General features: G+C 69.9%; 12 protein-coding genes. 9 read left to right on the forward strand and 3 right to left on the reverse strand.

Features of this window, described 5'->3' with window-relative positions; genetic code table 11:
• Window positions 1–66: 66 nt before the first annotated feature.
• The 6 genes from argC (at window position 67) to NM1_RS31545 (ending at window position 6125) form a co-directional block, all read left to right on the forward strand.
• On the forward strand, window positions 67–1125 hold the full coding sequence (gene argC, locus NM1_RS31520) for an N-acetyl-gamma-glutamyl-phosphate reductase (protein WP_068028301.1): 1059 nt from the start codon (window positions 67–69) through the stop codon (window positions 1123–1125).
• Window positions 1122–2318 (forward strand): bifunctional glutamate N-acetyltransferase/amino-acid acetyltransferase ArgJ, encoded by a 1197-nt coding sequence (argJ, locus tag NM1_RS31525; protein WP_068028304.1) that lies wholly within the window; start codon window positions 1122–1124, stop codon window positions 2316–2318. The genes argC and argJ overlap by 4 nt, the downstream gene beginning before the upstream one ends.
• The gene (argB, locus tag NM1_RS31530; RefSeq protein ID WP_068028307.1) at window positions 2315–3238 is read left to right on the forward strand and encodes an acetylglutamate kinase; all 924 of its coding nucleotides are present in this window, start codon (window positions 2315–2317) and stop codon (window positions 3236–3238) included. The genes argJ and argB overlap by 4 nt, the downstream gene beginning before the upstream one ends.
• On the forward strand, window positions 3235–4506 hold the full coding sequence (locus tag NM1_RS31535) for an acetylornithine transaminase (RefSeq protein WP_084520221.1): 1272 nt from the start codon (window positions 3235–3237) through the stop codon (window positions 4504–4506). Before argB ends, NM1_RS31535 begins: the two co-directional genes overlap by 4 nt.
• Window positions 4506–5438 (forward strand): ornithine carbamoyltransferase, encoded by a 933-nt coding sequence (gene argF, locus NM1_RS31540; protein ID WP_068028310.1) that lies wholly within the window; start codon window positions 4506–4508, stop codon window positions 5436–5438. Before NM1_RS31535 ends, argF begins: the two co-directional genes overlap by 1 nt.
• Window positions 5439–5609: 171 nt before the next feature.
• Window positions 5610–6125, forward strand: coding sequence for an arginine repressor (locus NM1_RS31545; protein WP_068028312.1), 516 nt, complete (start codon window positions 5610–5612; stop codon window positions 6123–6125).
• Between the two features lie 98 nt (window positions 6126–6223).
• On the opposite strand, the gene NM1_RS31550 is transcribed toward NM1_RS31545, so the two are convergent.
• Window positions 6224–6901: a TetR/AcrR family transcriptional regulator gene (locus NM1_RS31550; RefSeq protein ID WP_068028315.1), complete on the reverse strand. Its 678-nt coding sequence runs from the start codon at window positions 6899–6901 to the stop codon at window positions 6224–6226.
• A gap of 87 nt (window positions 6902–6988) precedes the next feature.
• Between NM1_RS31550 and NM1_RS31555 the strand changes: the two genes are divergently transcribed.
• Window positions 6989–8419 carry a flavin monoamine oxidase family protein gene (locus NM1_RS31555; protein WP_068028319.1) on the forward strand — a complete coding sequence of 477 codons (1431 nt, stop codon included), beginning with the start codon at window positions 6989–6991 and terminating at the stop codon, window positions 8417–8419.
• Window positions 8420–8514: 95 nt separating this feature from the next.
• Here NM1_RS31555 and NM1_RS31560 read toward each other — a convergent pair whose 3' ends face one another.
• Both NM1_RS31560 and NM1_RS42655 read right to left on the reverse strand, forming a co-directional pair.
• The gene (locus NM1_RS31560) at window positions 8515–8889 is read right to left on the reverse strand and encodes an OsmC family protein (protein ID WP_068028322.1); all 375 of its coding nucleotides are present in this window, start codon (window positions 8887–8889) and stop codon (window positions 8515–8517) included.
• A gap of 90 nt (window positions 8890–8979) precedes the next feature.
• Complete coding sequence (locus tag NM1_RS42655) at window positions 8980–9144, reverse strand: hypothetical protein (protein WP_157124038.1); 165 nt, start codon at window positions 9142–9144, stop codon at window positions 8980–8982.
• Between the two features lie 346 nt (window positions 9145–9490).
• Between NM1_RS42655 and NM1_RS31565 the strand changes: the two genes are divergently transcribed.
• Together NM1_RS31565 and NM1_RS31570 are read left to right on the forward strand one after the other, a co-directional pair.
• On the forward strand, window positions 9491–10693 hold the full coding sequence (locus tag NM1_RS31565) for an argininosuccinate synthase (protein ID WP_068028325.1): 1203 nt from the start codon (window positions 9491–9493) through the stop codon (window positions 10691–10693).
• Window positions 10694–10844: 151 nt separating this feature from the next.
• Window positions 10845–11765, forward strand: coding sequence for a class I SAM-dependent methyltransferase (locus tag NM1_RS31570; RefSeq protein ID WP_084520230.1), 921 nt, complete (start codon window positions 10845–10847; stop codon window positions 11763–11765).
• Window positions 11766–11819: the final 54 nt, after the last annotated feature.

Genomic DNA, 11819 nt, shown 5'->3' on the forward strand with positions numbered 1-11819 from the left:
CGGGCCGATGGCGGCGGGTTTACCCCCGGGAATGTATGGCCTTGCACGATCGTGCATAATCATCACATGGCGGATACCTCGAGTGGGCCCGTGCTGCGGGTCGCGGTGGCTGGTGCGAGCGGATACGCGGGCGGAGAAGTGCTGCGTCTGCTGCTGGGGCATCCGGGCTACCGATCGGGGCGCCTCGAGATCGGGGCGCTGACCGCGGGATCGAACGCCGGGACGACGCTCGGGCAGCTGCAGCCGCACCTGCTCCCGCTGGCCGAGCGCGTGCTCGCCGACACGACGCCGGAGGTGCTGGCCGGGCACGACGTGGTGTTCCTCGGCCTGCCGCACGGGCAGTCGGCGGCGATCGCGCACGCGCTGCCGGAATCCACGGTGATCATCGACTGCGGCGCCGACTTCCGGCTCACCGATGCGCAGGCGTGGGAGAAGTACTACAAGTCGCCGCACGCGGGCAGCTGGCCGTACGGGCTGCCGGAGCTGCCGGGCGCCCGCGACCGGCTGCGCGGCGCCACCCGCATCGCGGTGCCGGGCTGCTATCCGACCGTGGCGAGCCTGGCGATGGCGCCGGCGGTGGCGGCGGGCATCGTCGAACCGTCGGTGAATGTCGTTGCGGTGACCGGGACCTCGGGCGCGGGCCGCAAACTCGATGTCGGTCTGCTGGGTTCGGAGGTGATGGGCTCGGCCCGCGCCTACAACATCGCCGGCGCGCACCGGCACACCCCGGAGATCGTGCAGAACCTGACGGCGGCGGGTGGCAGCGAGGTCACGGTGTCGTTCACCCCCGTGCTCGCGCCGATGCCCCGCGGCATCCTCGCCACCTGCACCGCGCCCGTTCGCGTCGATGCGGCGCAGGCCCGCGCGGTCTACGAGAAGGCCTACGCCGACGAACCTTTCGTGCACCTGCTGCCCGAAGGCATACTGCCGCAGACGGGTTCGGTGCTCGGTTCGAACGCGGTCACCCTGCAGGTGGCCGTGGACGCCGACGCCGGACTGCTGGTGGTGATCGGCGCGATCGACAATCTGGCCAAGGGCACCGCGGGCGCCGCGGTGCAATCGATGAACCTCGCACTCGGTCTCGACGAGACCGCCGGACTTTCCACCGTAGGAGTGGCACCGTGACAAAGCTCGTGCGCACCCAGGGCGTGACCGCGCCGCTCGGTTTCCGGGCCGCGGGGATCGCCGCAGGCATCAAGGCGAGCGGAAATCCCGACCTGGCACTGGTTTTCAGTGAGGGGCCGGAGTATTCGGCGGCGGGCGTCTTCACCCGCAACAAGGTCAAGGCGGCGCCGGTGCTGTGGTCGCAGCAGGTGCTGACCGGCGGCCACCTGCGCGCGGTGATCCTGAACTCCGGCGGCGCCAACGCCTGCACCGGGCCGGGCGGCTTCCAGGACACGCACGCCACCGCCGAGGAACTGGCGAAGGCGTTGAGCAACTGGGGGACCGATACCGGCGCCGGTGAGATCGCGGTCTGCTCAACCGGTTTGATCGGCGACCGGCTCCCGATGGACAAGCTGCTTCCGGCGGTCACCGAGATCGTGCACGAGATGGGCGGGGGACTGGGCGGCGGCACCGACGCGGCCTACGCCATCATGACCACCGACACCGTGCCGAAACAGGCGGCGTACCACCACCGCGACAAGTGGAACGTCGGCGGGATGGCCAAGGGCGCGGGCATGCTGGCGCCGTCGCTGGCGACCATGCTGGTGGTGCTCACCGCCGATGTGGTCGCCACCCCGGAACAGCTGGACCGCGCGCTGCGCAACGCCACCGCGCGCACCTTCGACCGGCTCGACGTCGACGGCTCCTGCTCCACCAACGACACCGTGCTGCTGCTGGCCAACGGCGCCAGCGCGGTCGCGCCCAGCCAGGAGGAGCTCGACGCCGCCGTGCTGGCGGTCTGCGACGATCTGGCCGCGCAGCTGATGGCCGACGCCGAGGGTGTCACCAAGCGGGTGCTGGTCACGGTGTCCGGGGCGGCGAACGAGGACGAGGCGCTGATCGGCGCCCGCACCGTCGCCCGCGACTCGCTGGTGAAGACGGCGCTGTTCGGTTCTGATCCGAACTGGGGCCGGGTGCTGGCGGCCGTCGGCATGGCCCCGATAACCCTGGAGCCGGACCGCATTTCGGTGTCGTTCAACGGAAGTCCGGTGTGCGTCGACGGAACGGGAGCGCCCGGCGCCCGCGAGGTCGACCTGTCCGGGGCCGATATTCACGTGCTGATCGAGCTCGGGGTGGGCGAGGGCACCGCCACCATCCGCACCACCGACCTGTCGCACGGGTACGTGGAAGAGAACTCGGCCTACAGCTCATGAGCATCGCGGAGACGCAAGGGTTTTCGGCTACCTCGATCAGCCTGTCGGCGCTGGACAAGGCGCACGTGCTGGCGGGCGCACTGCCCTGGCTGCAGAGGTTCCGCGACAAGATCGTGGTCGTGAAGTACGGCGGCAACGCCATGATCGACGACAATCTCAAGGAGGCCTTCGCCGCCGATATGGCATTCCTGCGCACCGTGGGCGTGCATCCGGTGGTGGTGCACGGCGGCGGCCCGCAGATCAGCGCCATGCTCCAGAAGCTGGGCCTGCAGGGCGAATTCCGCGGCGGTTTCCGCGTCACCACCCCCGAGGTGATGGAGGTCGTGCGCATGGTGCTGTTCGGCCAGGTCGGGCGCGAGCTGGTCGGGCTGATCAACGCGCACGGCCCGTACGCGGTGGGCATCTCCGGTGAGGACGCGCGGCTGTTCACCGCGACCCGCCGCACCGTCACGGTCGAGGGCGTGGCCACCGATATCGGGCTGGTCGGCGACGTCACGTCGGTCGACCCGGACGCTGTGCTGGATCTTATTCGGGCGGGCCGCATTCCGGTGGTGTCGACGATCGCGCCCGACGCCGACGGCGTGGTGCACAACATCAACGCCGATACCGCCGCCGCGGCGCTCGCCGAGGGCATCGGCGCGGAGAAGCTGGTGGTGCTCACCGATGTCGAAGGGCTGTATACGAATTGGCCCGACCGCTCGTCGCTGACCACCCGCATCGACACCGATGCCTTGGCGGCGCTGCTGCCCGCCCTGGACGCGGGCATGGTGCCGAAGATGGAGGCCTGCCTGCGCGCCGTGCGGGGCGGCGTGCCGACCGCACACGTGATCGACGGCCGGGTGCCGCACTCGGTCCTGCTCGAACTGTTCACCGGGGAAGGCATCGGCACGATGGTGACCCCGCCGGAGGAGAAGCCATGAGTACAGAGGACTTACAGCGGCGGTGGTCGGCCGCGCTGATGAACAACTACGGCACCCCGAAGGTGGCGCTGGAGCGCGGCGCGGGCGCGGTGGTCTACGACGCCGACGGCGAGCGCTATCTGGACTTCCTCGGCGGGATCGCGGTCAACAGCCTCGGCCACGCGCATCCGGCGATCCTGGAGGCGGTGTGCGGACAGCTCGGCACGCTGGGGCATGTGTCGAATCTGTATGCGAGCGAACCGGTTATCGAATTGGCCGAGCGTCTGCTGGCGCACTTCGGCAACGGTTCCGGCAAGGCGTTCTTCTGTAACTCCGGCACCGAGGCCAACGAGGCGGCGTTCAAGATCGCGCGGCTGACCGGGCGGCGCAAGATCATCGCCTGTGACGAGGCATTCCACGGCCGGACCATGGGCGCACTGGCGCTGACCGGGCAGGCGTCGAAGCGGGCGCCGTTCGAGCCCATGCCGCCGGGCGTGGTCCATATCCCGTATGGAGATTCGCAGGCGCTGGCTTCCGCGGTCGACCAGGACACCGCCGCGGTGTTCCTGGAGCCGATCATGGGGGAGAGCGGTGTCGTGGTGCCGCCGCCGGACTATCTGGCCGAGGCGCGGGCCATCACCGCCGATCGGGGTGCGCTGCTGGTGCTCGACGAGGTGCAGACCGGGATCGGCCGGACGGGCCACTTCTACGCCCATCAGGCCGCCGGGATCGTGCCCGACGTGATCACCCTGGCGAAGGGGCTGGGCGGCGGCCTGCCGATCGGTGCGGTGCTGGCGCAGGGCCCCGCGTCGGAGCTGCTGACTCCGGGGTTGCACGGCACCACCTTCGGCGGGAATCCGGTGTGTGCCGCGGCGGCCCTGGCGGTGCTGCGCACCATCGACGAGACCGGCCTGCTCGCGCAGGTGGAGACCGTCGGCAAGACGCTGACCGACGGCATCGCCGAACTCGGCCACCCACTGATCGACCACGTGCGCGGCGCGGGTCTGCTCATCGGAATTCAACTGACACAGAATGTTTCGGCCCAGGTGGAGGAGTCCGCCCGGGCGGCGGGCTACCTGGTGAACCCGGCGAAGCCGAACGTGATCCGGCTGGCGCCGCCGCTGATTCTCACCGAGGCACAGGCCGGGAACTTCGTCTCGGACCTGCCCGCGGTGCTGGATTCCGCGATGCGAGCGACGCCATCGGGCACCGCGGAGACAGCCCGCGCAACCGCGCAGCGGCCCGGGAGTGCCGCCATGGACACCGCGCAAGTCGACAGGGAGCAGTGATGATTCGCCATTTCCTACGGGACGACGATGTCTCACCGGCCGAGCAGGCCGAAATCCTGGCGCTGGCCGCGGAATTGAAGCAGGCGCCGTTCTCGCACCGGCCGCTGGAGGGGCCACGCGGGGTCGGGGTGATCTTCGAGAAGAACTCGACCCGTACGCGTTTCTCCTTCGAGGTGGGCATCGCGCAGCTGGGCGGCCACGCGGTGGTCGTGGACGGTCGCGACACCCAGCTGGGCCGGGAGGAGACGCTGGCCGATACCGGCCGGGTGCTGTCGCGCTATGTCGACGCGGTGGTGTGGCGCACCTTCGAGCAGCAGCGGCTCGACGAGATGGCCTCCGCCGCAACGGTTCCCGTGGTCAATGCGCTGTCCAACGAGTTCCACCCGTGCCAGGTGCTGGCCGATCTGATGACGCTGGCCGAGCGCAAGGGCAGCCTCGCCGGGCGCAGTCTCACCTATCTCGGCGACGGCGCCAACAACATGGCGCATTCGCTGCTGCTGGGCGGTGTGACGGCGGGCCTGAACGTGACCATCGCCGCGCCTGCGGGTTTCGAGCCGCTGGACTGGGTGGTCGAGGCCGCGCGCAAGCGCGCCACGGAGACCGGCGGCACGATCACCGTCACCGGGGATCCGATCGCGGCGGCCACCGGCGCGGACGCCCTGGTCACCGACGCCTGGACCTCGATGGGGCAGGAGAACGACGGCCTGGATCGGGTCGGTCCGTTCCGGCCGTTCCAGGTCAACGGCGACCTGCTGGCCCGTGCGGCGACGGACGCCGTTGTGCTGCACTGTCTTCCGGCGCACCGCGGCGAGGAGATCACCGACGAGGTGCTCGACGGCCCGCACAGTGCGGTCTGGGACGAGGCGGAGAACCGGCTGCACGCGCAGAAGGCCCTGCTCGTGTGGTTGCTGGCCAGGCGGGATGCGCGATGAGCGGTACGGGATTCGGCGACGTGCGGCCGTCGCGAGCGCTGTCCACCGTGGAGCGCCCGCCCGTGCCGGAGCCGGGCATCGGCGAGGTGAGGTTATGACCGAGGTCGGCGAGCGAACCAGGGGCCGGGCGATGCGGGGCCGGTCGCGGCAGGACAGTAACGGGGCGGCCCGATGAGCGGCCCCGGCGATACCGCAGCCACCTCCGGTCCGGCGACCGCCCGCACCCGGGCCGGGCGCCAGCAGCGCATCGTGGTGCTGTTGTCCGCCAACGCCGTTCGCAGTCAGACCGAGCTGGCGGCGCTGCTGGCCGCCGAGGGGATCGAGACGACCCAGGCCACGCTGTCGCGCGATCTCGACGAACTGGGCGCGGTGAAGCTGCGCGCGGCCGACGGCGGCGCCGGAATCTACGTGGTGCCCGAGGACGGCAGCCCGGTGCGGGGCGTCACCGGCGGCACCGGACGGCTGTCGAAGCTGCTCGGCGACCTGCTGGTCTCCACCGACCACAGCGGCAATCTCGCGGTGCTGCGCACCCCGCCGGGCGCCGCGCACTTCCTGGCCAGCGCGCTGGATCGCGCGGCGCTGCCGGAGATCGTCGGCACCATCGCGGGGGACGACACCGTCGCGGTCATCGCCCGCGAACCCCTGACGGGCGCTGAACTCGCCGCGAAGATCGAGCAGTGGGCCTGAGCGGGTCTGCAATATCTCGAGATCGATGTCGGTGGCTGACGCTGATCGGTCACGCAGACGGCTCCGAGTCCGTGAGGGCGCTCATAGCCGTGCCCGACTCATCCGGACGGGGGTTCGAATCCGTCGAGGACGCACTGTAGTCCCTGCTCGAAACGCTGTGCGCGATCCTCGGGGGGAGCCGGGCGGTCGAGTAGCAGTGGGATCGCGGCGCCGGTGCCCGCGTCGAGGGCGGTGATCGTCGCGCGGACGGAGTCGTCCGGACTGCCCGCCCGCGCCCACGCCGATTCGGCGACCGCCGCGCCGAGGACGTAGTAGTAGAAGGCGGTCAGGGCCGGTTGCACGCGGTCCTCGGCGAATCCGGCGTCGCCCAACGCGCCGACTATCGAACGGAATTGGGCTACCGCGGCCGGGCCCAGTGGCGGCATACCGCCGATCAGCTCCGCCGCCCAGGCGTGGCGGAGCAGCGCGTCGAACATCTGTCTGCCGATCGAGCGGAGATCGGTGCGCCAGTCGCCGGACGGTGCGGCGCCGTCGGTCATTTCCGCGAAGACCGCGTCGACCGCGTACTCGAGCAGATCGTCCTTCGTGGCCACATAGCCGTAGAGGGTCATCGGCGCTGTATTCAGATGCGTCGCCAGCTTGCGCATGGTCAGACCGCTCACCGTGCCCCGGTCGAGCAGTTCGACCGCCCCCGCCACGATGCGTGCGCGGTCCAGCGCGGGCTGCGCGCGGCCGGTTTTCGTCGGTCGCGCCCACACCGAAGTCCTGTCGGCCATTGCCCGATCATACGGGAGATCGTACAGTGAACGAGAATCCGTACAACGTACGGATAGCACGTACGAGGTACGAATCGGAGGTCTGTCATGGCGGTCCGGCATGCGGAGGTGGTGGTGGTCGTCGGTGCCGGAATCTCCGGACTGGCGGCGGCGCGGCGACTGCTCGACGGCGGCGTGCGCACGGTTGTGGTGCTGGAGGCGGCGACCCGGGTCGGCGGCAGAACGTCGACCGAACAGGCGGGTGGAGTGCCGGTGGATCGCGGTGCCACGCTCGTCTATCCCGTGCACCGCAATGTCTTCCGGATCGCCGAGCGCTTCGGGGTGGAGATGTTCCGAACGGGGACGGACGGACGGTTCACCTTCTACGCCGACGGCGTGGCGCACCGATTCGCCTACGGGGGAGTGGGTGGAGCGAAGCTACTGGGGCACAGAGTGTTTCGCCCGGTACTGCGTGCCGCGTTGAGCGTGGCGTCCCGCTGGGTGGACATGCCGCTGCGTCCGGCGGAGATGACCGAACTGCTGGGGATCATCGACCGGCTGGACAGGCTCGCCGGTGGCGTTCCGCCCGGCTCGCCGTGGACCGCCCCGGACGCCGCCGCGCTGGACCGGGTCACACTGCAGGCGTGGCTCGCGGCGGAGGTTCGATCGGATTCGGTTCGCCGCCTGCTGGATTCGTCGCTCGCCGGGTATCTGCCGCCGTCGGCTTCGATGCTGTACGCGCTGCATTTCCTGAATACGTGGGGCGGGATCGGGCCGCTGCTCGGACAGCCCGCGCAGGTGTACCGATTCACCGGCGGTGCCCAGGCGCCCGCACTCGCGCTGGCCGGGTCGCTGGGTGATCGGGTGGTGCTCGCGAGTCCGGTGCGGGAGATGGAAACCGGCGCGGATCGCGTCGTCCTACGGTGTGCGAGCGGGGAATTCGAGGCAGATCGAGTGGTCGTCGCGGTCGGCCCGGGTGGCTGTCGCGAGATTCGTTTCACGCCGGAGCTTCCGGACAACCGCATTCTGCTGCAGGAGGCGTGGCGGCCCGTGCACGGCCGCAAGATCAATGTCGTGTACGACGAACCGTTCTGGCGGGCGGCCGGGCTGTCGGGTGCCGCGCTGAGCGACCTGCCCGCCGCGCCCGCGGTGCTGGACGCTTCGCCGCCGGACGGTAGTGCCGGTGTGCTGTCGCTCTATGTGACCGTCGATCCTGATGTGCCCCGGGCGCGTTCGGGCGAGCGGGACCGCGACGAAGTGCTGGCGGGCCTTGCGGAGATGTTCGGCCCCCGGGCCCTGGCGCCCCGATACTACGGGGAGACGAACTGGGCCGAGGAGCCCTACAGCTGGGGCTGCGAGGGTGGTCTCGCGGCGGGGGCGCTGACCACGGCACAACGGCTGCCGAAAACCCCTGCGGGACGGATACATTGGGCCGGTGTCGAGACCGCCGACGCCTGGATGGGATTCCTCAGCGGTGCGATTCAGGCCGGGGAGCGCGCCGCCGCCGAGGTGTTGGCCGCGCGGGGCGAACCTGCCTGACGCTACGGGCATGCGCCGGGCACGCCGCTGGCGAGCCGATCATCCGCCGCAGGATCCTGCGGTACCGAGGGCCGCTGCTCGATCGCTGGCGGCCGCTACGCCCGGGCCTCGAAGCGCAACTGTTTACCCAGCGTCGAACGGACGGGCGAGCGGGCGATTCGTTCCTCGATGAGCGCGCGGTGTGGCTCGAGGGCCGGAGCGAGTACCAGCTCGTAACGGAAGGTCGTGGTTGTCTCGCCGCGGTCCAGCTCGACCCGCACGCTCACACCGGCGTCGTCGGCACCGGTGCCCGCCAAACCCATGCGCGCCGAGATGGTCATGCAGCTGGCGAGGGCGGCCTCCAGCAGTTCGTGCGGCCGCATGCCCGCGGTCCCGCCGACGCCCTCCTTGACGGTGTCCGCGATTCCCTCGTTCGCGCCGCTGCGGAACCTGACCTGCCAGGGCTCCGTCAGCGCCGATGCCTCGATCATGTGGCAACCTCCTGTCCGCTACCGAGGGTACGGCCGCAAGTTCAGAATGCGGGATCGCATTTCACATAATGAGACAGGAGTGCCGTACCGCTATGCGAGCGGATACTGACCCGGCGGATAGTTGCCGCCACCGTGGCCACCGCGGCCCGATCCGCCGATATCGATGATGTGTTCGATGAGGCCGATAATCGCCTCGCCGATACTCAGCACATCCCGGCCGATCGCGCCGAAGTACTCCGCAAACGTCGAATACATCCGCCCACCCTTCTGCTGGCTACGTTCGCTCAGCGTGGCACAACTGGGGCCGTGGACCCCGCAAGGCCCTTGCGGCTCTTGGGGTTTCGCCACATTTGTCCCAATTACCCGGAGTGTCGCCCATCGTGTCGCAGTCGACGGCGCCGAGCGTGGCGTGCCGAGGTGGGTCGCCGGCAACTTCGGTGGCCCGGACCGCACCCACCCCGGTTATGAATGGCCTTGCATCGTCGTGCATAATCATTTGCACGTGGTGGGAGCCGCCCGGGGAGGGGCCGTGCTCCGCCGCCTGTCCCGTGGATCGGGCACCGCAGACTTGGACACGCACGAAACCTGAGGAGCTACAGACATGGCCGATCGCGTCGTACTCGCCTACTCCGGCGGGCTGGACACCTCCGTCGCCATCAGCTGGATCGGCAAGGAGACCGGGGCCGAGGTGGTCGCGGTCGCGATCGACCTGGGCCAGGGCGGCGAGGACATGAACCTGGTGCGCCAGCGCGCGCTCGACTGCGGCGCCGTCGAGGCCATCGTCGTCGATGCCCGCGACGAGTTCGCCGACGAGTACTGCCTGCCGACCGTGCAGGCCAACGCCATGTACATGGGCCGCTACCCGCTGGTGTCGGCGATCAGCCGCCCGCTGATCGTCAAGCACCTGGTCGAGGCGGCCGAGTACCACGGCGCCTCCACCGTCGCGCACGGCTGCACGGGCAAGGGCAACGACCAGGTGCGGTTCGAGGTCGGCATCGGCGCGCTGGCCCCCGACCTGAACGTGATCGCGCCGGTGCGCGACTACGCCTGGACCCGGGAGAAGGCCATCGCCTTCGCCGAGGAGAACAGTCTGCCGATCACGGTGAGCAAGAAGTCGCCGTTCTCGATCGACCAGAACCTGTGGGGCCGCGCCGTGGAGACGGGCTTCCTCGAGGACCTGTGGAACGCGCCGACCAAGGACGTCTACGACTACACCGTCGATCCCACCGTGAACTTCGAGGCGCCCGACGAGCTGATCGTCACCTTCGACAAGGGCGTTCCGGTCGCCATCGACGGCCGCCCGGTCAGCGTGCTCGAGGCCATCACCGAGCTGAACCAGCGCGCGGGCCGCCAGGGCGTGGGCCGCCTGGACATGGTCGAGGACCGCCTGGTCGGCATCAAGAGCCGCGAGATCTACGAGGCGCCCGGCGCTATCGCGCTGATCGCGGCGCACCAGGAGCTGGAGGCCGTCACCATCGAGCGCGAGCTGGGCCGCTACAAGCGGCAGGTGGAGCAGCGCTGGGGCGAGCTGGTGTACGACGGCCTGTGGTTCTCGCCGCTCAAGCGGGCCCTGGACGCGTTCGTGCAGGACACCCAGCAGCACGTCTCCGGCCAGATCCGCATGGTGCTGCACGGCGGCAACGTGGTCGTCAACGGCCGCCGCAGCGAGGAGTCGCTCTACGACTTCAACCTCGCCACCTACGACGAGGGCGACAGCTTCGACCAGTCCCTCGCCAAGGGCTTCGTGCAGATCCACGGTTTGTCCTCGAAGGTCGCCGCCCGCCGGGACCTCAACAAGAAGTAGGCGCCCTCCGGCCCGGCCTGAACGGTCACAGACTGCTCGCCGGCGGCACTGATTGCCGACCGGAGGCGATATGTGTCCGCGTAGGCCGGGTATCGAGCCCGGCTACCGTGGTTGGCGGGCCGCAGCGACCATGCGGGACACAGGAGGCCTCGTGCGGAGCGATAACGACAGCTGGGACATCACACAGAGCGTGGGAGCCACCGCGGTCGGAGTCGCGACCATGCGTGCCGCCGAGACCCGTCGGCCGGACGCGCTGTTCCAGGATCCGTACGCGGCGAAGCTGGTGGAAGCGGTGGGCTCGGGCTGGAGCCGGGTCCTGCATGGCGAGATTTCGGACAGCGCTCGACTGTACGGGCCGATGGCGGGTGTGCTGACCGCGCGCACCGTGTACTTCGACGACTATTTCGCGGCGGCGGCCGGTGCCGGTGTGCGCCAGGCCGTGATCCTGGCGTCGGGCCTGGACGCGCGTGCATACCGGCTCGAATGGCCGTCCGGCACCGTGGTTTTCGAGATAGATCTGCCGGATGTGCTGGCCTTCAAGTCTGCGGTGCTCGGCGCGGACGAACCGTCGGCCGAGCGCCGCGAGGTGCCGGTGGACCTGCGGCAGGACTGGCCGAAGGCGCTGCGGGACTGTGGGTTCGAACCGGATCGTCCGACGGCCTGGCTGGCGGAGGGACTGCTGCGCTATCTGCCCGCCGAGGCACAGGACCGGCTGTTCGAAAGCATCGTGGCGCTGAGCGCGCCCGGCAGCCGGATCGCGCTGAACATCGGGCGGGCCCGGCAGGATTCGGCCGAGCTGCGCGCACTGCGTGACGAACGCGCGGCAGCGTTGCGGGAGGCCGGGATCGCCGTCGACGTGGAGAACCTGTGGTACTCGTGGGATGGTCGCGCCGATCCGCGGGAGTGGTTCGACCGCCCCGGGTGGACTGTATTCGGAGCCGAGCCGGCCGACATCCTGACCGGCCGCGGGCGCGAGGTGCCGGAAGTGGTGCGCGCCGAGATGAACAGGTACATCCTGATGACCGCGATTCGAAGAGAAGGACCGGGTAGCACCGGTCCTCGCGACGCGTGACCGATCCGGACCGCACATTCCGATGACCGCGACACGACCACTAGGAGACGACAT

Origin of the sequence: Nocardia mexicana NBRC 108244 (assembly GCF_001613165.1) — a bacterium.
In the GTDB taxonomy this organism is placed as follows: Bacteria; Actinomycetota; Actinomycetes; order Mycobacteriales; family Mycobacteriaceae; genus Nocardia; species Nocardia mexicana.